We start from the raw sequence: 23,684 nt of genomic DNA, 5'->3' as shown, positions 1-23,684 counted from the left end.
TAAGCGGTCGGGATCTTCAAGAAGATTTTGGGCATTGCTCCAGCAGGTCTGCGCAACAGGCTTGGATGGAGGAATATGTTCGGAGTCATCCCCCGTTTGTCCCCCATTCATTTTACGCGTGGTCCCTGCTGTCTTTCGTCAGGCATAAGGAGAGACTGAGCAGATGAGCACCTCAGCCAAGACACTCATGAGTGAAATTGAGACCGAGCGCCGCATTGGCGGAGTTGGAACCAGTATCGTCAGAGATATTCCCAGAATTGACCTGTCGTCATTCGAAGAGCGCAAGCAGGAAATAGCTGATGCTCTGTGGGCTGCTGCGACGGAAATCGGCTTTTTCCAGGTCTATAATCACGGCATTTCGCAGGACGATATTAATCGGGCGTTTTCGCTGGCCGAGCAGTTTTTTGCTCTTCCGACACAGACAAAAGCGGCATTCCCCTTGAAACCCGGCACCAATGCCGGTTGGGAGTTTCGGGAACAGGTCCGGCCCTCAACGGGTACGCCTGATCATAAAGAGTCCTTCCAGATTACGCTTCCGCGCATGGCGGGGCTGTGGCCGCACGATGCGGATATTGCCGGTTTTCAAGGATTTCTCACGCAGTTCGAACATCAGAACTGGGTGCTGGGAATGAAAATCCTGTCGTGTTTTGCGATGAAGCTCGGCTTCGATGAGGATTTTTTCACATCGCGGCATGAACCTTCTTCGCCAGATTATCAGTGTACCCTGCGCCTTATCCACTACATGAACATGGCAAATGCCAAGCCTGCAGACTTCGAAAACTGGCGCGCCGGAGCACATTCAGATTTTGACTGCCTGACCCTGCTGCATCAACGAGCGGGTGAAGGCGGATTACAGGTCTGCCCGGGGAAGGATGTTGATAGTGGGGCGTGGACGGACGTTGAGCCAGCCACCGGTTACGTGACCTGCAATATTGGTGACATGCTCATGCGTTGGAGTGATGACAAACTCCTCTCCACCCTGCACCGTGTGCGGATGCCGAAACCCGGTGAGTATCTTGGAGAACGGTTGTCCATTCCGTTTTTCTGTCAGGCTAACCGCGATGCGATCATTCAGGGGCCGGATAAGAAATACGCGCCTATCTCGGCCCAGAATTATCTTCTTGAGCGCCTTCAGGCCAATTTCGCCGCGTTGCAAAAAACCAGGCCTTCATAACGCGGCGGGACCTTTAGGCTGCGACGCGATGCTGCCTGACCTGAAAAATGGTCAGACAGCCCACGCTCAGGGCGCAGAATGCAAACAGGGCATAGCTGGTCCAGAGTGTGGTGGAAAAATAAAGATAAGGCATCAGGACGGCTGAAACAGAAATGAACTGCCCGACTGTGCCTGCGACTGCGCCACGCGTCTTCCGGTCTGTGGCAACGACGGGTAGCAGGGACATTCCTGCTCCGCTCAGGCCGCTATAGGCGAAAGTCCAAATGAACAGTCCGAGAGAGGCGATCACCATCGTGCTGCCGGGGAAAAGCAGCATCCACTGTGCGGCCATGCCGATCGCCGCCATGACACAGAACATGATGCGGGATCGACGTTCCGTCCCCACACAAAGACTGACGATCAGACCTCCAGCCATCATCACGACGATCTTTACGATTGCCACTTCGGCCGCAGACGCCGCCAGACTGACATGATGCACACGTGCCAGATAGGATGGCGCAATCAGGCTTGTCCCATACGCGATACCATTCGGGAGCGTGACCGAGAGGCCGAGTGCGGTCACCAGCCAGGGGGAGAGTTTTTTAACGGGGCCGGAAAAAATTTCCGCCGTTAATGGCTCTTTCAGTCTGGCCAAAGTCAGAATGCCGACCGCCAGAATGACCAGCATTAGCACTATATGGGACAGGCAGGCTGCCTGCCATCGTCCGCCTGCAAGGAACGGAATAGCGAGGAGTAATCCCGCAGAATATCCCGCAGGAGCGAAGGTGGACCAGAATGCCAGGGCACGGGATCGGCTTTTCTCCGGCAGATACCGCATAAACAGAACAGGAGAGCCCGCGGTCGCGAAAGCAAAACCGCATCCGCAAAGCATCAGGCCAATCCGTAGACTCCAAAGCGTGGAGGTGGACAGCAAAAGCGTATCGCCGATCAGTGTCAGTCCAATGGAAATCGGAAAAGCTTTTTTCACCCCGATGCGATCAACGATCATGCCGAAAAGAAACGACGTGAACGCTGCTGGAACGGAGAAGAACGACAGGCTCGTTCCGACCGGTCCCGGCGAGACGTGCCTTGCTTCCGCAATGGCGCTGATAAACGGAACCACCAACCCCACGACGGCCATGGATACGGCCGAATAGACGTAAATTATCAGAACGAGAAAGAGGTGATAGCCTGATCTGTCATCCGTGGTCTGCATGGTCTCATATCCTAGAAAGAGCCGGCCACCGGCTTGGCTACGGGGCGTTTTCAGGCTCTCAGTTGTTCCATGGAATGTTTGGAAGTGGCTTTTCGACAGGTCCAGGGACAGTGATGGCAGAGCAGTTCTGTGGAGGCGTTCGCCCAGCCAGAAGGCTCTTCACATAGGGAACAGAGTCCTTCAGCGAGACATTGACCGCGCCATTATGCGTGACGCCCGGATAACGCTGCCACAGAACATGCGTCCCGGCGTCGCACATTGCTGCCACGGCATTGTACTGACCATTCACACCCGCCTCACCGTCCGCCAATCCGGTGCCAGCGAAGACAGGAAAGTTGAGCCGGGCGTTAGGAATGGTGAACGCGCTGTCATGCCCGGTCTCAAAAGTGGGTAGCTTGTCATTGAACAAGGCATCGCTTTGCACCTTCATCTCGTCAGCCTTGTCGAAAAGATTGTGTAGGCAGGCATGGCGCGCAATTTCAGACATCTTGTGACCGGCATCGGTCATAACGGCTTGGCTGTCCGTCTCCGGATGTAAAGATTGATCCGATCCCTCCACCCGAAGCATGGCGAAAGCAGAGTCCATTTTCGTTGCGTCTGTGTAGACTTCCGGGATGGGGGAGTGTTTGGCCGTCGGCGAAGACGCAAAGCCCGTGACAAGGCCAGTTGCGACGACGCCGTGGATTTTCAGGTCTGGGGCGTAAGAAGGAGCCAGCCAGGCTGTGCCCAATGCAGCCCCAGAGCCCTGAGACTGGCCGACCAGAACAATCCAGTTCCTGATCTGTCCCGGAAGTCCGCTTAGAGATGCGCGCAGACCATCCAGAACGCTGTACCCCTCCGGTCGGTACAGAAGATAAGGATGTGGCCCCGGTGTGCCCAGCCCCTGATAGTCGCTGGCGACCACAGCAAAGCCTTCAGAGAGCCAGCGAGACAGATAGGCCTTGTCACGGCTGGAATATCCCCGCCAAGATGGAGCGCAGACGTCCGCAATGCCTGTGGTTCCATGCTCCCAGGCAACAACCGGCCAACCGTTTTCTGGCATCTTGCCTTGTGGCAGCAGAATTTGTCCGGAAACTGCAACCGGGTCACCCTTTCCCAGACCGTTCGTCGAGGAGTAGAGGATCCTGATTCCACGGCTAGTGCCTTTTGGGAGTTTTGTCGGATCCATATCTTCCTGTTGGATCAACTGGCCCGGCATCGACGGAATGGCTGTCTGGGGACGATAAAACGCGCTGACGCCGCCGTCTCCGTAGAGATCACTGCTAAGGTGTTCGTCATGAGACACAGGAGCCTTGTCTCCCGTCTCCGCACATCCTCCCAGTATAAGGAGTGCTGCCATGGATGTGAGAACGAAGGGCTTATGCGTCATGACGGTTCTCCAGTGCCTGAACAGGACAGGTTACGGCGCCATTCGAGCGTACGGGCGATGGCTCCAAACGGATAAAAGTGTAATCCGTGGAAGAGTGTATCCGGGGTTTCAGCAATGGATCCAGCGATCGCATCCACCATACCCTTCGGATTACAGGGAGTGAACCAGCGATGCAGTTTCCAGCGCTGTTTCTGCATGAAGCGCAGGGATTGTCCGACACCGCAGGCCAAACCGTAACGAACCAGCGTCTTGGGTGTCGTCAGGCCATACACGCCAAGATTGATTGGCAATTTTATCCCTGCGGCCCTAAGGCGCTTTTCCCAATCCAGAACTGGCGCTGCATCGAAGCAGAACTGCGTGATAATCTGCATGTTCAGACCCTGCGCCCGGGCCAGCTCCTGTTTCCGGAGCAGATACTGCTCCAGTTGCTTCTCCGAAGCCTGTGGGTGCCCCTCCGGGTGGCCTGCCACATAGACCGTTCTGATCCCGGCCTGGGCAGGAATTTCCGTTTCCAGAACCTGAACGGTGTCTGTGAAAATCCCGGCAGGTTTGTCTGCCCCGCCTGCGATTAGAAGCATGCGTGGAATGTCGCGTTCGATCAGTGCGGCGCAGATGTCCCGGAGATGCTCAGTGTCTCTTATCGAACGAGCGGCAACATGTGGGACCGGGAGATACCCGCAGAGTTTTAACAGGTCACAGGCGGCGAGAACATCGACGAACGGTACGCCGGGCAGCCATGTCACAAAAACTCGCGAGCCGCGATCAAGGTCTGGCAAAACTCCTGAGAGTTCAAGAATACGGGACGGCAAAAGCTCGATTGAGCTTTCTCTCATCAGATCTGCACGAACCTGATCAAGTGATCTGATCATGCGGCCCCCTTCTTTTCAACAAGATCCAGAACGGTTTTCAGAAGCATCATGCGCGTCATGACGCCAAAGCTTCGGTCAGGGGGTGTCATCCATCCTGCGACTTCGGCGACATCTGGATGAACATCCCCACGGAGGGTGCCCTCCGGCCATCTCATGCCGACATCAATCACAACAGCCCCTGCTCCGACCATATCCGGTGTAACCAGATGAGCGGAGCCAGCTGCTGCTATAATGATATCAGAATTTTTCAGGATATCTCTCAGATTTTTACTTTTACGATGCAATATCGTAATGGTTGTATTGCGCGATTGTCCAGAGAGCAAGAGGCTGGCAGGCAGCCCAACAAGCTTTCCCCTTCCAAGGATGGCAACACGCGCCCCATCACGGATGAAGCCAGTTTCTGAGAGGAGAGCGTCAATGCCTCTTACGGTGCAGGGAATAACGGATGGCTCAGAAGTGGTCAGGGACAACAGATTGACGGGATGGAGCCCGTCAACGTCCTTATGAGGGCTGATGGCCTGAATGACCGCGCCTTCATCCAGATGAGATGGCAGAGGGAGTTGTACCAGAATACCACTGACAGCATTATCTGCATCCAGCATCTGGACCTGCGCCAGAAGCGCGGATTGCGTGACCGACTGTGGAAGAACCACCTTTCGGACGTCAATCCCAACCTTCTTACAGTCTTCGATCTTGCGAGTCACATAGGTTGCACTCTGGGGATCGTCTCCCACTTCAACAAGAGCAAGACAAGGGACGATACCCTGTCTCTGGAGCGTCACTGCTCTGCTACGGCTCTCTTCCAGAAGCCGTAGCCCCATAGCCTCCAGATCAAAGAAACGAGCAGTCACAGCATGTCCTCCTGCAAAGAGCCGGTTCAGATGGCTTTCAGCTTACGGATTACTTTTTTCATGAAAGTCCGGCGGGCATCCAGCGTCGTGTTGTTCATGTTGTAAAGCCCCAGATAATCCACGCTGACACGACGGTTCATCACGGCGCGCAGGAAACGGGTTCCGTTCTTCCGTGGCGGGTCTCCCAGAACAAAGGCTCTGTGGCGGGGGCATCCATATGTCGTGACCGTCATGACTTTCTTGATGTTCGTAAAGCCAGGTGAGAGCTTACCGTCGAGCAGCTTGAAGGATACATCCGGTAGAAAAACGCGATCAAAATAGCCCTTCATGATCGCGGGCCAGCCGAAGTTCCAGACCGGGTGGCATAGAACAAGAACATCCGTGCTTTGCAGGCGCTTCACATAATCGGCCACACGGTGCTGATTGATCGTCACGTCATGGTATTCGATGCGATCCTGCGGGCTGAGCACAGGGTCAAAATTATCCCGGTACAGATCCAGACTGTCCACTTCGTGCCCTTCCGCTTCCAGTGTCTGGGTCACCAGTCTGAATAAGGCAGCATTGAAGCTGTCTTCCAAGGGATGGGCAAAAATGACGTGGACTTTCACAAGGCGCTTCCTGATTGGATGTTTTTTAGAAACAATATGTTCGATATACGAACACTTGTTCGATTTATTTATTTTAGGCATAATCGTTTTCAGCCTGCAATGACATTCGCAACATCATGCATGGTTTTCTGCCAAGGACCGTCTTCCCATGGATCAGCCCCTACCCGTCCCTGAAACGGAAATTTCCCTGACTTTCGCTAAAGGCCTTGAAGTTCTAAGGGCATTTGATGGCGGTCAGACGGACATGACTGTTGCAGATGTTGCCCGGAAAGTAGGACACACACGGGCCGCAACGAGGCGTCTGGTTCGCACTCTCGAATCTCTCGGTTATGTCAAAGGAGTAGAGCAGCGGTATCGTTTGACGGCGCGAGCTTTGAAGCTTGGTCTCGGATTTCTGCAAAGCCGTTCAATCGGGCACCTCGTCGGTCCTGTCCTGCGGGCAGAATCTCTGGCGCTGGGTGAATCGATCTCTCTCGCACTTCTTGATGCGATGGAGGCGATTTATGTGTTTCATAATCCTGCAGACAAAGCTGCAGAAATGGCGGGCCATACCATTGGCAGCAGCATGTCTTTGGCAACGACGGCCACGGGTCAGGCCATATGTGCTTTTCTGCCTTCAGCAACGCAGGAGCAGGTTCTCCTGGCCGCCAAACTTTCCAAAACAGAGCATGATGAACTGACGCGTCACCTGACGGAAATTGCAGCGCAGGGCTTTGCTCTTAAGGATATTTCGCCGCAGGGCGATCTACGGGCTCTTGGCGTGCCCGCCTTCAACCTCGATAAAGAGGTTGCTGGCGCTCTCAGCATTGTCTTCCCGGCAACCCGCTACGACGCTGTACAGATCCGGCATTCTCTTGTCCCTCACCTTCAGCGATGCGCGACGTATCTCGTCAGCGCCCTGTGAGACCGCATATGACAACCATTTTGCATACGTCTGACCTGGCTGAACACTATCTGGGAATGCTCAAAGCCCAGATCAGTATTCATCCGGGCACGAAACCTACACTTGCGGTGATTACGGGTTCTTCAGAGGCCGGCCCGCAGGCCTATATCCGGCGCATTGCGGCGCTGGGAGAGCACGGCGGCATCACCATAAAAGCTGTCGATGTTACAGGACAGGATGAGAGTGCCTTCTGCAAAACGGTTCGGGAACTGGGTGTAAATCCGCGAATAGATGGCATTTTGGTGCTCTTTCCTCTCCCAGATGGGATTTCGCGCGATGCCGTTCTTGCTGCCATCTCTGCTGATAAGGACGTGGATTGTCTCCACCCGCTTAATCTGGGGAAAGTGACGGCTGGAACTCCTGGATTTCAACCTTGCACTGCCACTGGAGCACTGATGGCGGCGGAATATCTTGCAGGCGACCTTCGCGGAAAAAACTGCGTCATTATCGGAAGTTCAGCAGTCGTCGGACGCCCCTTGACGATGTGTTTGCTGGATCGAGGGGCGACAGTTTCCGTGGTTCATATTGATACGCGGGATATTCAATTTCACTGCCGTCATGCAGACATCCTGTTCTCGGCTGTTGGCAAGGCCAGACTTGTAAACAAAGCGTGGATCAAGCCGGGGGCTATCCTGATTGACATCGGGATCAGTTATTGCCCGGCAGAGGGGCGCGTTGTGGGAGACGTAGATCTTGAGTCCGTCGATCACATCGCATCGGCCGTTACAGCAGTTCCAGACGGCGTCGGACCGCTCACAACGTGCACCCTTCTGGCTAATACAGCCAAAAGCGCTTTTGATCGTATGGGGGTGAGCTTTACCTTCCCGAACTTGCCTCGTCAGGGATAAAAAAGCCGGGAAGATGATCTTCCCGGCCCTCTGCCTTAATCCTGAGGCTCCAGCGTTCTGGCGCTGAACATTTTGCCCGGATTAAGCAGAAGCATCGGATCATAACGCGTCTTGATAGCGGCCAGATCCGGCGAGGCCACACGATGCATGCCGCCCTCCTCGATCGTCACTACATGAGGATTGGCAATGTTCACGCCACGCTTTTCATGTTCCGCGATGATGTGATTGAGGCGGTCTTCATCCGTAAAGCGAATGACCGGAAGAGCTGCACAACTGACATGACCACCCATCGGGAAAAATTCCAGATGCATCATCAGTTCATCAGGGAAAAGTGCCCGGATTTCCGCAACCTTGTCGAGTGTGCCATCTGCCGGATACCCGCACTGGAGATAGGTATATCCACGGTCCTTCTTCAACACCTGAAGTGTCGTGTGATTCCACGTCAGTTCATACAACGGCGTTGCGCCGGACGTGTTTTCCATGTCCCGCGTGTTGGCTTCGTAACAGAGCTTACCACCAGCCTTTGTTGCCAGAAGCTTGACGGTCTCGATCCCTGCCGGAGCAATCATGAGAATGACAAGGGAATATCCCTCTGGGACGTGCTCGCGCAAAGAGGCAAAAAACGGCGGTAGGTCGCCATCCACAACAGAGACAAGTTTCTTCTGAATCCCGCTCTGCAAGGCAATGTCTCTTGCGAAAACAGCAGCCTCCTCGAAGGAAGCGAACGAAACGGCCATATCCTGCCAGTTCACGACAGGTTCCACTCCAATTTCTAGTTCAGTAATCAGGCCGGTCGTTCCATAGGTATGCAGAACACTGCGAGCATCCTCGCCCCGTAGCTCTACAACTTCGGGCTCTTTACCAAGTGTCATCAGACGCAGGGCCAGAACATTTCCCGGAGATGATAGGCCACCCCAGCGAACTGACCCAATGCCACCTGAACCACCCGCAATAAAGCCGCCAATCGTGGCTGTCCGCTTGGTGGAGGGATACATGCGGACTTCCCAGCCCTGCTCCTGTAAGGCTCGATCCAGATCCAGCATATTCATGCCAGCCTGCACGCGTGCAACGCCATCCTTGACCCAGAGCAGCTTGTTCAGTTCTGTCATTTCAATGACAGCCCCGCCCTCCATCGGAACGGCCTGACCATAATTACCGGTGCCCCCTCCACGTGGGGTCAGCCGTGTCTTTGTTTCGCGTGCCGCAGAGGCAATCTTGAGAAGATCCTCTTCATTACGCGGCATCACGATACAATCCGCAAAACAGCTGTCGAGCTGTCGCTTCAGAATCGGGCTGTACCAGTAGAAATCACGACTTTTGCGCTTTACGAGAGCCGGAACCGTCTGAACAGGAATGTCACCGAGCAACGAGAGGAAGGTTTCAATACTGCTCATCGGCCAAGATCCTCAGTGATGGGGCGAATGCGGTCGAGTGGGTATTCTGCAATTTCTGCAAGAAGCTCAAGGAAACCCTTGATCCATTGGTTGGCAACGGCCTCGCCCTTTTCCGCCGTCGCAATGCCCGCATTGCCAGCGGCCCCGGACGGATGAATGTCATGGGTCAGCCAGCCAAAACCGACACGGCCTTCTGCTTCCAGCCACTTCGCGGTCTCGGCCAGTTTCTGTGGCCAGGGCTCGAAATTGTCTGCGCGGCTCATATCGACGAGGTCGGGCCGAAGATGCAGCATCAGAGAGGTTTCGATGTCGCCGCCATGAATGCCGTACTGGCGCTCTTCGGCTGTGAACATGCCATCCGGCACACCAAACCGGGACCAGCCCACACAAACAACAAACATTCCATGCGTTCGACGAAGCGTTCTTGCAACAATATCAAGGATCTGTGGCTGTCCACCATGGGAATTCAGAAGAACCAGACGCTTTACACCCGAACGCGCAACACTCTCGCCAATTTCGATCAGAACCTGTGTCAGGGTCTGAGCACTCAGCGTCAACGTACCAGGATACGCCACATGCTCCTCGCTTTTTCCGACAGCCTGGATCGGAAGCGCGGTCGCTGGAACTGTTGAAGGAAGAGCTTCGAGAGCCTTGTCGAGCAGCATCTCGTTGATGCAGGCATCCACATAGACTGGCAGATGCGGGCCATGCTGTTCAACAGCAGCCACCGGCAAAATCGCCACTGTTTCTGGCGGAAGATGGCGGAACTGGCGGGAAATCATGTCACACCAATATTTCTTGGGCCAGAAAACCGTCTCGGGGCTGCTTGTCATGGGCTTGGCTTCCGTTGTTCGTCGTGTGGAATGACGCATCCCGGTCAAGCCGGGCCGACAAATTTCCTGTTCCGATATGATATTATCCCGGAACGAAAAGATATGAGAAACAGGAACTTTGCAACTTTTAAAGCATCTATTTTCGATCATATGAGTGCAAAAAAAAGCGCACAAACTGCTCGGACATTCCGCTAGCGTTCCTGAAAATCCCTTGGAAGGTCTGGCATGTCACTCTTTTCTTCGCCCATGAATCCCACTCGCGCCATATTCCTGAGTCGAGCGTCTAAAACCGTCATGGTCGCGTCTCTTGGAGTGTTTGGGCTATTGGTGGCTGTGAACAATATGATGGATTACGGCTCAAACTATGAGTTTGTCCGTCATGTCCTGTCTATGGATACAACATTTCCGGGCAATGCGCTGAGATGGAGGGCCGTTTCATCCCCCGTACTCTGGCATATCTTTTATGTTCTGATCATCGCAGCGGAATTCCTGACTGGTGCCATCTTTTCCTTCGCTGCGTTGCAAATGGCACAGGCGGTCAAAGCGCCGGCTGAAGAGTTTCGCTCTGCCCGTGCGCTGGTTCCTGTCGCGACCGCATTGGGTTTCATGATCTGGTTCTTCGGTTTTTCTGTTGTCGGTGGTGAATGGTTTGCGATGTGGCAGTCCCATGTCTGGAATGGGCAGGAAGCGGCGTTCCGTTTCTTCATGACAATGCTAGGTGTGTGTGTCTTCACGCAGCAGGGAGACTGAGTGCATCCTTTTTGCGTGCACAAAGAGGTGAAAAAGGTATCGGTCCGGCAGCAGAATAAGTCTTCACAGCGGAACGAAAAAGCCGTTACGGTCTGATTATAAAAATCAAGTCGGGAGGCAGCGCATGACATTACCAAGGCTCAACCGCCGCAGTATGCTTCAGGGCATCATGGCTGCGGGAGCTCTGTCTTCCCTGCCCACCGCAAGAGCAAACGCCGCGACGAAGCCGCTCAGTCTTCTGACCAACTGGTATGCACAGGCAGAGCATGGTGGCTACTATCAGGCGTCAGAAGATGGCCTTTACGCCCAGCAAGATCTGGATGTCTCCATTCAGATGGGCGGCCCTCAGATGAACATGACACAGCTTCTGATGGCCGGTCAGTGTGACATCGCCATCATGCAGGGCGAAGAAGCGATCCGCTGCGCCATTCAGGGTATCCCGGCCGTCGCGATCGGCACGACCTTTCAAAAGGGTGTCGGTGGCCTGATGACCCACCCGGATATCCACGACATTGCCGAACTCAAGGGCCATCCCATTCTGATCAGTTCGGAAGGCCGCGCCAGTTTCTGGATATGGCTCAAAAAACGGTACGGCTTCACCGAAGATCAGGTTCACCCCTACACCTACAATCTTCAACCTTTCGCCTTCAATCCGCAGATGGCCATGCAGGCTTTCGTCTCATCCGAGCCTTACGGTGCGAAAAAGGCGGGCATTCCTTTCAATTTCTTCCTTCTGGATGATCTTGGATACGCGGCTTACGGAAACGTTCTGATGGTGTCTCGTAAGACACTTGAAGAGCGTGGTCTGGAATTACGGAAATTCATTGCTGCCAGCAGCGAGGGCTGGAAGCGCTACATCTTCGGAGATGCCAGTAAGGGCGATGCCGCCATTCGCAAGGCTAATCCGGATATGAGCGCTGATCAGCTCGTCTGGTCTCGTCAGAAGCTGAAAGAAATCAAGGCTCTTGGAATGCCTGGAGCCCCTATCATGACGATGAATGATGAACGCTGGAAGCGCATTTACGATATCCAGCTCGCCGCTCAGCTTGTTCCAGAAAACCCGCAATGGAAAAGTGCCTACACGCTTGAATGTGTCCGCGGTGGTCTGGCGACGGTTCCGGCATGAGCAGTCCCGTCCTTTCCCTCGCGAGCATTGAAAAAGTTTTCCCTAATGGCGTCCGCGGACTGTCTCCCGTCGATCTCACGGTTGAAAAAGGAGACTTTGTCACGCTCATTGGCCCATCGGGTTGTGGAAAAAGCACCCTTCTCAAGCTGATCGCCAATCTGCACACACCATCCGGTGGCAAAATGAACTGGTGGGGTGGAAATTTTGGCGACGTCGGCCGCAAGGGGCGCCGCATGGCGTTTGTGTTCCAGGATGCCACGTTGATGCCCTGGGCGACGATCGCGAAAAATGTGCGTCTGCCTCTCGATCTGGAAAAAGTAGACCGCTCCACGGCGGACAAGCGTGCTTTGGCGGCTCTGGAACGCGTAGGCCTGGGGCACGTCACGGAACATTACCCGGCCCAGCTTTCCGGCGGCATGAAAATGCGTGTGTCCATCGCTCGGGCGCTTGTCACGGAACCTGACCTTCTCCTGATGGACGAGCCATTCGGTGCTCTGGATGAATTCACGCGCAATCGTCTGGACGAAGAAATGGCGCGGCTTTGCTATGAAGACGGCCTCACAACGCTGTTCGTAACCCATGCCCTGCATGAAGCGGCTTTTCTTTCCAGCCGCGTCATGGTGATGGCAGCCCGTCCGGGTCGTATTCATGCCGAGTACGAGATCGATCAGTCCATCCTGCGCAATGAAGAGTTTCGCCTGTCGGATCAGTTTGCGGGGATCAGTCGGGAACTGGCCATTCTTCTGGAAGACGCCAGTCGCGAAAGCATGATCCAGCAGGAGATGCGCGCATGATGTCCTCTCGCACGTTCTCGCTACTGGCTCCCGTCACGCTCGGTATCATTATTCTTGGGATCTGGGAGGGGATCTGCCGTTTCTGGCATATCCCGCCCTATCTGATGCCATCGCCATCGGCCATATGGCGCGCCCTGATGCTCGATGGCGTGGCGCTGCTCCATGCCCTGCTCATCACGCTGGAAATCACGTTCGCTGCCTTGATCGCTGCTGTTGTGGGGGGCGTGCTCGTCGCATTCCTGCTGGTGCAAAGTCCTCTTATCGAGCGTTGCCTGATGCCCTACGTCGTCATCATGCAGGTCACGCCGATTGTGGCGATTGCGCCTTTGATCATCATCCTCATCCACAACACGCCGCTTGCTTTGACGGCCTGTGCGGCTCTGGTCGCGATCTTCCCGGTCATTTCCAACACACTCCAGGGGCTACGGAGCGTTGATCCTGATCTGGCTGCTTACTTCCAGATGCACAAGGCCTCGCGTCTTCAGACGCTGATCCGGCTTCGCATCCCCAGCGCGCTTCCCATGTTCATGGCGGGTCTGCGGATTGCCACCGGCCTCTCCCTGGTCGGCGCGATTGTTGCCGAATTTGTTGCGGGAACAGGCGGTAACTCAGCCGGTCTGGCTTATCAGATCCTTCAGTCGGGCTTTCAGATGGATATTCCGCGCATGTTCGCGGCGCTTTTCCTCATTACCGTCGCTGGCCTCGTTCTTTACGCCGCCGCCGCCAGCCTGCAACGCTTCGCTCTGAGACACCGCCCATGACTTTTTCTTTTCCCGCTGGCCAGTCTCTCTCTGGCCTTTTGAATGCGAGCATTCCGAAAGATCTGCTTCCTTCAGCACTCGCAGGCAGCAAGCTCTGCGATATCGCACTCGAGAACGGACACATCGCGGAGATCGTCCCGGCAGGCCAACTTCCCCATACCTCGGGAAACGTCGACTTGAAGGGGCAAATGGTCTGGCCCTGCTTTGCCGATAGTCACACCCATCTGGACAAGGCCTTCATCTGGGATCGGACGCCCAATCCCGATGGAACATTCATGGGTGCGCTTCAGGCGACGACACAAGACCGGGAGGCTTACTGGACAGAAGCGGATGTAGAACGCCGCATGGAGTTCAGCCTGCACTGTGCTTATGCCCATGGCACAAGCACGATCCGGACCCACCTGGATACGTTCGGTGTTCATGGAGCCCGGGTCTGGCCCCTTCTCCGCAGACTACAAAAGAAATGGGCTGGAAAGATCGCGCTTCAGGGCGTCTCCCTCACGATGCCGGAACGCTATATGGGCGAAGACCGGGACGGTATTGTACGCAGTGTTGCGGAGACAGAAGGCGGCGTACTCGGTGCCGTTCTGATGAAGCACAACACGACGGAAGACGCGTTGGACGTGCTGTTCGGTCTGGCGACGGAGTATGGGCTGGAACTGGACCTGCATGTCGATGAAAACAGCGAAACAGGTGGTACCGCGCTCGAACTGGTTGCTCAGGCAGCACTCAGGCATCGCTTTCGCCATAAGATCCTGTGCGGGCATTGTTGCAGCCTGACCGTACAGGATGACGTCGCTCAAATACGCATCATCTCTCTTCTGGCCGAAGCCGGGATTGGTATAGTTAGCCTCCCCCTCTGTAACATGTATCTTCAGGATCGGACTCCCGGTCGAACCCCCCGCTGGCGGGGTGTGACACTGTTGCAGGAACTGGATGCCGCAGGCGTGCCGGTCATGCTGGCGAGCGACAATGTGCGTGACCCCTTCTACGCCTATGGGGATTTCGACATGCATGAAATCCTTCAGGGCGGCACACGCATTGGGCATCTCGACCATACCAGCCGACCCTGGGTGCAGTCCGTTAACACCCGGCCGGGAGACTGGATGGGACGCAACCATCGTCTTGAGAAAGGTGCCGTGGCCGATCTTATCGTTTTTCCGACCCGCAACATGAACGAGTGGATGAGCCGCAATCAGACAGGCCGCACGGTTCTGAGAGCCGGGCGCATCATCGACGCCGTCCCTCCAGCCTACGAAACTCTCGGAGGAGATCTCTGATGGTTGCTCTCAAGCCGCGTCGTACGGAAGCCATGCTGACACGGGATGGTATTCGTCTTGTGGCGGATATCTGGGAGCCGGAAGGAGATGGTCCTTTCCCCGTTCTTCTCATGCGTCAGGCGTATGGTCGGAAGATTGGTACGTCTCTCTGCTATGCGCCGCCCGAATGGTATGCCCGTCACGATTATATTGTCGTCATGCAGGACGTCCGTGGTCGTGGAGACTCAGGTGGTGAGTTCATTCTTTTCGAGCATGAAGCAGAAGATGGCGCCGATACGATTGCCTGGGCCGCTTCGCTTCCTCGAAGCAATGGCCGTGTCGGCATGTTTGGCTTTTCCTTCCAAGGGAGCAATCAGCTACTGGCAGCCGGCGAAAAGCCTGAGGCGCTGAAGGCGATTGCACCTGCCATGATTGGCTGGCAATTGGATCGTGACTGGGCGTACGAGAATGGCGCTTTCGCGATGCGTGCGAACATCGGATGGGCCACACAGCTCGCGGCGGAAACGGCCCGTCTCAAGGGAGACTACGAGGCTCAGCAGATCCTGTTTGCTGCCAGCCGCGGGACGTCCTTCAATGGACGTCAGCCTACCGTTCCGGCGCATGACGCCTTACTGGCCAAGTATAGTCATTACACCTGCTGGCGAGACACGCCTCCCGGTGATGCGTACTGGGACAAAATCTCTCCCGCTAGTCGCTTAAGCGATATTGCAGAATTAGCACCAGGGGTCCTGCTGATCGGCGGGTGGTATGACAGTCATCTCCCTGGAACGCTCGAAGCTTATCGCGCGCTTTCTCCCCACACGCCGACCCGGCTCATTGTCGGACCATGGGCGCATTTCCCCTGGGACCGCCATATCGGGGATGTGGACGTTGGTGACGATGCGATTACAGACATTGATCAGCAACAGATCAGGTTCTTCGATCAATGGCTGAAATCAGAACCTGAACAGCAGGTTGCTCCTGTCCGCCTTTTCGACATGGGGGCGTGCCAGTGGCAGGATCTGCAAGACCTTCCAGAAGGAAACACACAGGCATTTCCATATGGGAGTGGGCGCGCCGCCATTGATACCCGAGATGGCGCCTTGGCTCATGCGGTGCCTGATGATGTGTTGGCTTTGTCGGAAAGCCTCACTCTTGATCCGTGGCGTCCGGCAGCGCCGTGTGGCGGCAGCTTTGGCTTTCCCGGCGGCCCCATAGATCGGGCGCGAACAGACGCTCGGTCAGACGTGCTGACCTTTACGACACCCCTGCAGGAGACGGACAGACTTCTGGCAGGGACTGTCACAGGCTGTTTCGAGTTCGAAAGCGAATACGAGAGCTTCGATATCCACGCCACTCTGTCTCGTGTGGACAGTCACGGAAAGGTTCACCCGCTTGCCGAAGGCTATGCCTTGGCTAAGCCCGGTCAGACTCTCCTTCCGATGCGTGGCACATGCTTGACCCTCAAAAAGGGTGAACGGCTCAGGCTGTCCCTCTCCCTCGCCTGCTTTCCGGTCTTTCCGATCAATCCCGGTACAGGCGGCAGCCCCATCGCGGCGACGCTGGATCAGCAGCGGGTCACAACAGTTCATCTGAAATGCGGTTCCGGCACCTATCTTCTTCTTCCTTGGCTCAAACAGGAAAGCTAACTCTCATGTCTTTTGCAAAATGCAGCCCCGATAGTGTTGAAGCCTTCCGGATTGCGCCGGACTCAACCAATTACTTTGCCATCCTGTTTGATAGGAAAGCTGGTGATTATTCTTCCATCGCAGTCGTGGAAATCTTTGAACCCGGAGGAGCCACGCCTCCGAATACACATACAGACGCTGACGAAATGTTTTTCGTTCTTTCGGGTACGGGTCGCGCCTGGTGTGACGGCAAAAGCTGTGAGCTGAAAGCCGGAGACGCTCTTCTGGTTAAACCTGGCTCGGAACATGTTCTGGAGAACACTGGCACCAGTAAGCTTTATACGCTGACTGTCATGACACCGGATGAAGCTTTTGGCGACTTAATTCGTAGCGGTATTCCCGTTAAGCTGGACGCTCAAGACCTGGCTGTACTCTGCGGAGGGAGTCAATGAGACGTCTGGGTAGCACATATGCTAACAGTTGGGGTGCCACAGAGGCTTCTATCAGTCTGCTACGACCAGACCGTAAATCCAGAACTGTCAGTCTTCCATCCGTTCCACAAAGTCTGACTCTTGATCTGGCAAAAACTGCGATCATCGTCATCGATATGCAGAACGATTTCTGTCATTCTGAAGGCTGGCTCGCCTCTATTGGTGTCGATATTTCTGCCGCGCGTCGCCCCATCAAGCCTTTACAGACGCTCCTTCCTGTCCTGCGAGAGCATGATGTTCCGGTCATCTGGCTGAACTGGGGCAATCGTCCGGATAAACTCAACCTGCCTCCCTCAGTGCTGCATGTTTACGATCCGGCCGGGGAAAATAAGGGCATCGGATCTGCATTGGGCGCAGCAGACAGGAAAGTGCTTGAAGATGGGAGCTGGAATGCTGCCATTATCGACGAACTACACGTCGAGGCAGAGGATATTCATGTTGCAAAATACAGGATGAGTGGCTTTTGGGATACTCCTCTTGAAGGGATCCTGAGAAACCTGCGTGTGGAGACCCTGCTTTTTGCCGGCGTCAACAGCGATCAATGCGTTCTAAGTACGCTCACGGATGCAGGGTGTCTGGGGTATGATTGTATTCTTCTCAATGATTGCTCAGCGACAACCTCTCCGGAGTTTTGTGAGCAGGCTACACTCTACAATGTCCGGCAATGTTATGGGTTTGTCGCATCCGGATCTGATCTTGTGAAAAACTTGAAATCCAAACTTATAACTGAAGCATAATATTTCAAATACGCAGGAAGTCGAAAGGGCATATGTGAGCATATACCGTAACGTGTTCCACTATCCTGAGGCTTCCTAAAATTTTTTACTTTTAGTTACGTGATAACCCTGCATCTTTGCTGTCGTCTTCATGGATTAGATTCCGAAAATTACTGGGGTAGCGAGTATAACCGTGTAGAAGAAGGTTGTAACGCGGTGCCAGTCCTTGAAGACGTTCGAACATGATCTGTATACGTTTGTAGCGGCGCTTGCCGTATTTGAGGGCGCTGTTCCAGGATGTTTACCTCTAAATACAGGGCTTGATACTTTTTCCTGCAAGGAACCCTTGGACCTGTCGGCATTATAGTCTGGTCGACGAGCAGTCGTTGAACCTTCAGCACTTATCGAACAAAGCGGCGGCATTGATATAATTAATGGTCTGCCCTTGCAGTCATGAAGAAGCTCAAAGGGTGATTGTTCGCACCGTTAATGGGCTAATGGAATTAAACTTGGTGTTCATTCCGCCTTTCGGGCCGATCAGACGACCCGTATCTTTTTTACCTGCAGATTGGAAGCCGTACGATGCGCCTTCAGATAGGTCGCGTCGATCATCGTCTTGCGATCGAAGAGCTCGTGAGCAACCATACCTTCCATCATCCACGGGAAGAATGCCCTTGTGATACCACTGAGTTCCGCCAACAAAGCCCATTGCGATTGATGAAAATATTTAGCTTAGCATCTGACGATCATCTACTCGGGTCTTGTCATGGCTCTTTGGAAAATACAACCTAAGCCGCGTCACCTGCTCGCCACGTTAGATAAGCAGCGATTGTTTTGCATTTTTATTATTAAATTGTAATGGGTTTATAAACAAATACCCCCTGAATTTTCAGGGGATATTTGTTTGGTAAAAATATTTATCAGAACGCTGTGGAAATTGTTCCAGTCATGCTGAAGCGCGGCTCAACATAAAACTGGGCGCCTGAACCCGTTTTGGAAAGATTGCCATTCATCAAGCGGACTGCCTGTGTATTTGTGGCTACGCCGACTACACCAGTACGAACAATGGAGCCTGTCAGGTTAGTAAAGTTCAAGCGGATGGTGGGAGATTTAGCATACCACACTGGCTTGAAGTGATACCCTAGAGACAATGTATTGGTCACATAACCCGGAATGCGCTGATCTCCGGCGATAGAGACAGATTGCGGGCCGGTATAATGAAGGGTGGCGTTGGCAAAGAAGCCTTCATGAGCATATGTCAGGCCAAAATTTGCCATGACGTGAGGCGAGAGAGGAGCCTGTGTTCCTTTTGTCCGAAACGCAGTCAGATTTCCCGAAGCATCGGATGCTGCAATATTGGTATCCATCCGGGCATTCAGGTACTCAAACGATACATAGGGGCTAAACCCGTAGATCGGCTGCGTGGAAAGCATTGCGTCAAAGCCGCGTGCGGTCTGATTACCAGCATTGACGACGCCACTCTGATTATTACCCAGATAAGTGCTGAGAAGTCTGTTTGTAATATTGTAATTAAACAGATCCAGATCAACGATGACATACTTGTCATTATATCGGTAACCTAGTTCTTCCTTGATAGAATACTGGTTCTTTGGAAGCGTTCCGGTATAAGTCGTGTTGCCGAGTGCAGAAGCTGAAGGCTGTCGGAAGTCGCCTTCAGCGTTCACATACACCTGATGATGATCGTTGAAGTGATAGCTGATCGAGAGATGGGGCAATGGCGCAGTTAGGTTCTGACCCATCTGCTTGTTACCAGGATATGTTCTGTACCAGACATTGGACATAACATACTTGAACCCAGCGTTGACCAGGAGATGGTCATGAAAATACTTCGCTGTTTCCTGAAGAAATAGCGAATGAATTTCATATCCGGTTGTATTACCGGGGTAAGAGCGGTTGCTTCCAGAGTAAACCTGATATGCGGCATCATTCGGGCTTGGATTTGAACCGTCTGCCTTTGTTACGCTGGTTGGGAAGTGCTGGGTATAATCCTGATTTTCGTACCAATAACCAAAATCAAGATGGTTATGTTTGTCGATATCGTAGCCAAGCTTGGCTGTCGCACCTACATCAAGTGCACCATTTTCCTGGAAGTAGCTGGTCAGAGGCGTACCTGAGGCAATTGTCTCACCTGACTTATAATTCGTGGTGCCTTTTGCAAAGCCACCAGAAGAACCATCCCAGCCCTGCCCCCAGTTATAGTACGGGCGTAGATCGAACTGAAGCTTGTCTGTAAGAACGACGTGAATTGGTGCACTCAGGAACAGCTGGTTCCAGTGATCGATATTATTTTTCCAGTAATCATTTCCGGTCGGATCAAATTCAGCCTTACGTCCGTATCCGACGCCCGTGTCCTTATACTGATGGAACTGAGCGGCTGTTGGATAACGGTCAATTACGAAGTCTTCGTAATTCCAAGACATGAACAGCTTCGCATAAGAACCGTTTTCCCAATCCTTACGAATGCCAAAGTCGAGGTGACGGCGCTGATTGATGCCGGCCCCCATCCAGGATCTTGCATGAGTATTGGAGAATGAAAGATAGCTGCGCAGGCCCGTCTTCGCAATATCACCGGACTCAACACGAAGAAATTCGCGCGACAAATTGTTGGTACCGTATGAAAAATCAATCAGCCCCCCAAACTGGTGGGCGGGATCATGAGATGTTTCATTCATTACGCCGGCAGCAGCAGATGTCGCAGGCAGGTCGATTGGAGAAGACCCTGGCATCATGCTGACGCTATCAAGGTTTTCAGAGTCAATATCTTCCGCCATGTAGGATGCGCTGGCTGCGGGTGCCCCATCAACCATGAGGGCCATGTCGGCATCGGTCAGGCTTCGACTCTGAATGCGACCGCCCTGCATGCCTGATGTATCGGGTGTGGAAACGTTAACACTTGGCAGGTTTTTGATGAGATCAAGTGCCGTACTGGTTGGGCTCTTGGCCTCGATGAAGGCTTTGGTAATGGTCTGGATAGCGTAAGGGGCTGTTTCCACCCGCATCATTCCGCCGCCGCGACTACGTGCTAGACGGGACGTAGAAACAGTTACGTGTTCGTCCCCTGTAGAGTTAATCGACGACGGACGACGCATCTTGGGGTGTTCAGGGGTAGCAGTCACAGCGGCATCACGAGAGGCACGCTGGCTCTGGACTGCGGCGCCATGAGCGTGAGCTGTTTTGTGTTTGACGTGGCTGGTTGCAGCCCGAACTGGTTCAGCAACGGATACTGAACCAAAACCCGCCAGACACGTTACAAGAAGGAGGGCCTTCTTATAAGACTGTTTTTCAGATCGATACGGACACATAACCTGCTGGCTTCCCCTGCTGCAAGACACTTAACGTTCTCCACAGGACCTGGTCTCCGATCAGAAGACCCTTCCCATAACGGACTCGTAACATAATCGAGCACTGCCTCAAAAGGCGAATAATTGCCTCGCAGTGATATCAAAAAGAGATCACTTACGAGATATGCCACACTTGTGGATCTTTTTACACAATGCCGGAAATGTTTTGCAATACAGTCATTTGGTAGATTTTAAAGTTTCAGACAAATAAAAAACTATTGAATAACATATACTTAGGTTGGGTTACCTCAAAGGGTTGTGCTTGGGGTAAGTGCATTTTTCTGACATCCTCTCCAACAGAAATGGCTAATGTGTTTTTTGTGCCACTACTATTTTGAAAGCTGCTTTACCCCCTTTTAGGCGTCTCAGTGCGAAAGCGGTACAAAATCTTGAAAAAATTTTAAATATTCCTATTGTTTATCTTTTGGGTGAAAGTTTTACCATGCTGCACAGCCGACTTCTGGTCTATCTGGATACAGTCGCCCGTTGCGGCTCCATAAGAAAAGCTGGAGAACACTTGAACGTCGCTTCCACGGCGATCAATCGGCAAATTTTGGCGTTAGAGCAGGATCTTGGTGCCCCAATTTTTCAGCGCCTTCCTAGAAAGCTTGTACTGACAGCCTCTGGGGAAATCTTGCTGGCGCATGTTCGTGAAACTTTGAAGAACATGAATCACACGCGCCAAATTCTGGAAGATCTGAAAGGATTGAAACGTGGCGAGTTCTCGATTGCCACAATGGTGGGGCCGGTTTCTACCTTTCTTCCGCTGGCTTTAACAGACTTTCATAATACGCATCAAAATGTACGAACTCATGTCAGTACCTATGGCACGCATGATCTGGTCGAAGTAGTCAAGAATGGTCAGGCCGATATCGGAATAGGTTTTGATATTCCATCAGAAAATGGACTGGTCGTACAGGCGTCTAGAAGTGTGCCCCTCGGTGTGGTTATGAGTGCGCAGCATCCTCTTGCTCATCAGGAATCCATCAGTCTTGAAGACTGTAATGCTTGGCCACTGGTAGTAGCAGATGAGAGTATGGCGATCCGTCCTCACCTGGAGGATCTATATACGGCGAAGGGATTGACCTTTACGCCTTCTCTTGAAACCAACTCTATTGAACTCATGCGACAAATGGCTCTTGTGCCGGGAAATATTACGTTTCTGACGCCGCTCGATATTATTCAGGAACAATCCGAGGGAAAACTCAAGTTTCTCACATTACGAGAAAACGGCATTCATCCTCAGACGGTTTCGATTGTTGCTCGTTCGAAAGTTTCAAACCCCTTCACGTCTCTTTTTATTGAAAGAGTTGAGTACTTTCTTCAAGAATATAGTTCGGCCCATTTTGTCTAAAATACTACTTCAGTACGTCTGTCTGGAATAGAAAGACCTTCAATCCACCATGAGGGATTGGAGCACTCGTTGGTAGGAACGGCAATCCGCTTGCGTGAGCCAGTGATTTTTCCGTTGTGATAATTCCTACCCGCCAGCCTTTGAAATGCTCAAGCAATCGCGTACCGAGCGCTCTATACAAAGCTGACAGTTTCTTTTTGTCGCCAAGGCGAGTGCCATATGGAGCATTCAGAATTACCAAACCTGGCGGGCCAGCAGGAGGCGTTATATCGCTCACAGTAGCCTGACTGAAGGTTGTATATGCTGTAACATCAGCACGCTCAGCGTTGGCTTTGCTCATCGCAATTGCTCCGGCGTCTCGATCGCTTCCGTAGAAGTGAAATTCCGGGGTGCGCTGGCTTTTCACTTCGCGCATCTGCTCCCACGCAGCTGAGTCGAATGTGGCAAACCGTTCAAATGCAAACTGCCGCGAGCGGCCCGGATTAAGGCGCGCTGCGATTTCAGCCGCCTCGATAACGAATGTTCCTGATCCGCACATAGGGTCAAGAACGGGTTCCTGACCGGTGTATCCACATTTGCGCAGAAACAGTGAGGCCATTGTTTCACGCATGGGCGCGCGATTAACGGCTTCCTTATGGCCCCTTCGGTGCAGAAGATCACCGGATGTATCCAGACTGAGCGTACAGAAATTATTCTCGATCCGTGCGCGAACAATAACAGGTGCAGTTTCGGAATTTGGTGCTCCAAGCGTCTCCGTGATGGCTTTGGAAATGCGTTCAGCTGCAGCTCCGCTATGATAAATTCGCGAAGATGAGCACGAAACTTCAACTTGGAACGGCACGTCAGGTTTGAGCAATTCACTCCAGGGGATTTCCTTGGAGCGGAGTTCAAGTTGATTCAGATATTCAGCACGGAATTGCGCAACGCGTGCCAGAACCCGGCTGGCACCCCGGACCCAAAGGTTTGCGCGCCAGACTTCAGGCCATCCTCCTCGCATTGTCACTCCCCCGGGAACAACTTTGGGCTGGCGGAACCCTTTCAGTTTCACCTCGGCGCAGAGCATGTCTTCAAGACCGGGGGACGTTGCGAGAAAAATTTCAAAGTGCCTGTTTTTCGTCATTGGGCCTCCATGACAGGAAGCGACGTGTAGAGCAATCTTTTCTGCTACATTCAGGGGTATAATGGGCTTATTTCCGGCAAATTTTTGTCAAGTAACCAGAAATGATTGTAAAGTTATCGTGCTATCGTTATTCTTTTTTCAGGTGAAGCGTAAATAACCATACTATTGGAAGCCCCCTGCGTTGGTCACAAACGTGAAGCCAGCGGCCTTTCCGTCAAATTTCGTCCCATGTCGTGAAC

21 protein-coding genes and 1 pseudogene are annotated in these 23,684 nt (G+C 53.3%); 12 read left to right on the top strand and 10 right to left on the bottom strand.

The features are described 5' to 3' along the window. Positions 1-163: 163 nt before the first annotated feature. Positions 164-1,174: an isopenicillin N synthase family dioxygenase gene (locus GJA01_RS04550; protein ID WP_062503422.1), complete on the top strand. Its 1,011-nt coding sequence runs from the start codon at positions 164-166 to the stop codon at positions 1,172-1,174. A 13-nt stretch (positions 1,175-1,187) separates the two neighbouring features. Here GJA01_RS04550 and GJA01_RS04545 read toward each other — a convergent pair whose 3' ends face one another. The 5 genes from GJA01_RS04545 to GJA01_RS04525 are packed head-to-tail and all read right to left on the bottom strand — an operon-like array spanning position 1,188 to position 6,066. Beyond that, the gene (locus GJA01_RS04545) at positions 1,188-2,369 is read right to left on the bottom strand and encodes an MFS transporter (RefSeq protein WP_062503423.1); all 1,182 of its coding nucleotides are present in this window, start codon (positions 2,367-2,369) and stop codon (positions 1,188-1,190) included. A 58-nt stretch (positions 2,370-2,427) separates the two neighbouring features. After that, positions 2,428-3,738, bottom strand: coding sequence for a lipase family protein (locus GJA01_RS04540; RefSeq protein WP_062503425.1), 1,311 nt, complete (start codon positions 3,736-3,738; stop codon positions 2,428-2,430). Beyond that, positions 3,735-4,607, bottom strand: coding sequence for a methylenetetrahydrofolate reductase (locus GJA01_RS04535; protein ID WP_062503428.1), 873 nt, complete (start codon positions 4,605-4,607; stop codon positions 3,735-3,737). Before GJA01_RS04535 ends, GJA01_RS04540 begins: the two co-directional genes overlap by 4 nt. After that, the gene (locus GJA01_RS04530; protein ID WP_062503430.1) at positions 4,604-5,458 is read right to left on the bottom strand and encodes a bifunctional 5,10-methylenetetrahydrofolate dehydrogenase/5,10-methenyltetrahydrofolate cyclohydrolase; all 855 of its coding nucleotides are present in this window, start codon (positions 5,456-5,458) and stop codon (positions 4,604-4,606) included. The genes GJA01_RS04535 and GJA01_RS04530 overlap by 4 nt, the downstream gene beginning before the upstream one ends. A gap of 26 nt (positions 5,459-5,484) precedes the next feature. Further along, positions 5,485-6,066: an NAD(P)H-dependent oxidoreductase gene (locus GJA01_RS04525; RefSeq protein ID WP_062503432.1), complete on the bottom strand. Its 582-nt coding sequence runs from the start codon at positions 6,064-6,066 to the stop codon at positions 5,485-5,487. A gap of 148 nt (positions 6,067-6,214) precedes the next feature. On the opposite strand from GJA01_RS04525, the gene GJA01_RS04520 reads away from it, so the two are divergent. Then, a complete protein-coding gene (locus tag GJA01_RS04520) occupies positions 6,215-6,970 on the top strand; it encodes an IclR family transcriptional regulator (protein WP_062503433.1) in 756 nt (251 codons plus the stop codon). Between the two features lie 8 nt (positions 6,971-6,978). Next, positions 6,979-7,857 (top strand): bifunctional 5,10-methylenetetrahydrofolate dehydrogenase/5,10-methenyltetrahydrofolate cyclohydrolase, encoded by an 879-nt coding sequence (locus GJA01_RS04515; RefSeq protein WP_062503435.1) that lies wholly within the window; start codon positions 6,979-6,981, stop codon positions 7,855-7,857. Positions 7,858-7,892: 35 nt separating this feature from the next. Here the strand turns inward: GJA01_RS04515 and GJA01_RS04510 are convergent, their stop codons facing one another. Further along, positions 7,893-9,251 (bottom strand): FAD-binding oxidoreductase, encoded by a 1,359-nt coding sequence (locus GJA01_RS04510; protein WP_062503437.1) that lies wholly within the window; start codon positions 9,249-9,251, stop codon positions 7,893-7,895. Continuing rightward, positions 9,248-10,084: a creatininase family protein gene (locus GJA01_RS04505; RefSeq protein ID WP_061931086.1), complete on the bottom strand. Its 837-nt coding sequence runs from the start codon at positions 10,082-10,084 to the stop codon at positions 9,248-9,250. The genes GJA01_RS04510 and GJA01_RS04505 overlap by 4 nt, the downstream gene beginning before the upstream one ends. Before the next feature lie 225 nt (positions 10,085-10,309). On the opposite strand from GJA01_RS04505, the gene GJA01_RS04500 reads away from it, so the two are divergent. The 8 genes from GJA01_RS04500 (at position 10,310) to GJA01_RS04465 (ending at position 17,630) form a co-directional block, all read left to right on the top strand. Continuing rightward, positions 10,310-10,834 carry a DUF2165 family protein gene (locus GJA01_RS04500; RefSeq protein WP_062503439.1) on the top strand — a complete coding sequence of 175 codons (525 nt, stop codon included), beginning with the start codon at positions 10,310-10,312 and terminating at the stop codon, positions 10,832-10,834. 124 nt (positions 10,835-10,958) lie between these two features. After that, complete coding sequence (locus GJA01_RS04495) at positions 10,959-11,960, top strand: ABC transporter substrate-binding protein (RefSeq protein WP_253783225.1); 1,002 nt, start codon at positions 10,959-10,961, stop codon at positions 11,958-11,960. Continuing rightward, a complete protein-coding gene (locus tag GJA01_RS04490; protein ID WP_062503444.1) occupies positions 11,957-12,754 on the top strand; it encodes an ABC transporter ATP-binding protein in 798 nt (265 codons plus the stop codon). The genes GJA01_RS04495 and GJA01_RS04490 overlap by 4 nt, the downstream gene beginning before the upstream one ends. Beyond that, on the top strand, positions 12,751-13,515 hold the full coding sequence (locus tag GJA01_RS04485; protein ID WP_062503446.1) for an ABC transporter permease: 765 nt from the start codon (positions 12,751-12,753) through the stop codon (positions 13,513-13,515). Before GJA01_RS04490 ends, GJA01_RS04485 begins: the two co-directional genes overlap by 4 nt. Continuing rightward, positions 13,512-14,795, top strand: coding sequence for a cytosine deaminase (locus GJA01_RS04480; protein WP_062503447.1), 1,284 nt, complete (start codon positions 13,512-13,514; stop codon positions 14,793-14,795). The genes GJA01_RS04485 and GJA01_RS04480 overlap by 4 nt, the downstream gene beginning before the upstream one ends. After that, complete coding sequence (locus GJA01_RS04475) at positions 14,795-16,423, top strand: CocE/NonD family hydrolase (RefSeq protein WP_062503449.1); 1,629 nt, start codon at positions 14,795-14,797, stop codon at positions 16,421-16,423. Before GJA01_RS04480 ends, GJA01_RS04475 begins: the two co-directional genes overlap by 1 nt. Positions 16,424-16,428: 5 nt before the next feature. Next, positions 16,429-16,854, top strand: coding sequence for a cupin domain-containing protein (locus GJA01_RS04470; protein ID WP_062503451.1), 426 nt, complete (start codon positions 16,429-16,431; stop codon positions 16,852-16,854). Continuing rightward, entirely contained in the window at positions 16,851-17,630 is a 780-nt protein-coding gene (locus GJA01_RS04465) for a cysteine hydrolase family protein (RefSeq protein ID WP_062503453.1), read from the top strand. Before GJA01_RS04470 ends, GJA01_RS04465 begins: the two co-directional genes overlap by 4 nt. A gap of 135 nt (positions 17,631-17,765) precedes the next feature. Here the strand turns inward: GJA01_RS04465 and GJA01_RS15770 are convergent. After that, a pseudogene (locus GJA01_RS15770) lies at positions 17,766-18,411 on the bottom strand (IS5/IS1182 family transposase). Between the two features lie 118 nt (positions 18,412-18,529). After that, the gene (locus tag GJA01_RS04460) at positions 18,530-20,932 is read right to left on the bottom strand and encodes a TonB-dependent receptor (protein WP_169925626.1); all 2,403 of its coding nucleotides are present in this window, start codon (positions 20,930-20,932) and stop codon (positions 18,530-18,532) included. Between the two features lie 373 nt (positions 20,933-21,305). Here GJA01_RS04460 and GJA01_RS04455 point away from each other — a divergent pair, with 373 nt between their 5' ends. Then, the gene (locus GJA01_RS04455) at positions 21,306-22,325 is read left to right on the top strand and encodes a LysR family transcriptional regulator (protein ID WP_253783227.1); all 1,020 of its coding nucleotides are present in this window, start codon (positions 21,306-21,308) and stop codon (positions 22,323-22,325) included. Between the two features lie 4 nt (positions 22,326-22,329). On the opposite strand, the gene GJA01_RS04450 is transcribed toward GJA01_RS04455, so the two are convergent. Beyond that, positions 22,330-23,445 carry a THUMP domain-containing class I SAM-dependent RNA methyltransferase gene (locus GJA01_RS04450; RefSeq protein ID WP_062503454.1) on the bottom strand — a complete coding sequence of 372 codons (1,116 nt, stop codon included), beginning with the start codon at positions 23,443-23,445 and terminating at the stop codon, positions 22,330-22,332. Between the last annotated feature and the right edge of the window lie 239 nt (positions 23,446-23,684).

Origin of the sequence: Gluconobacter japonicus (assembly GCF_002723975.1) — a bacterium.
Lineage (GTDB): Bacteria > Pseudomonadota > Alphaproteobacteria > Acetobacterales > Acetobacteraceae > Gluconobacter > Gluconobacter japonicus.
Note: the sequence above shows the minus strand (reverse complement) of the source record. Positions and strands in the feature narration are given on the sequence as shown.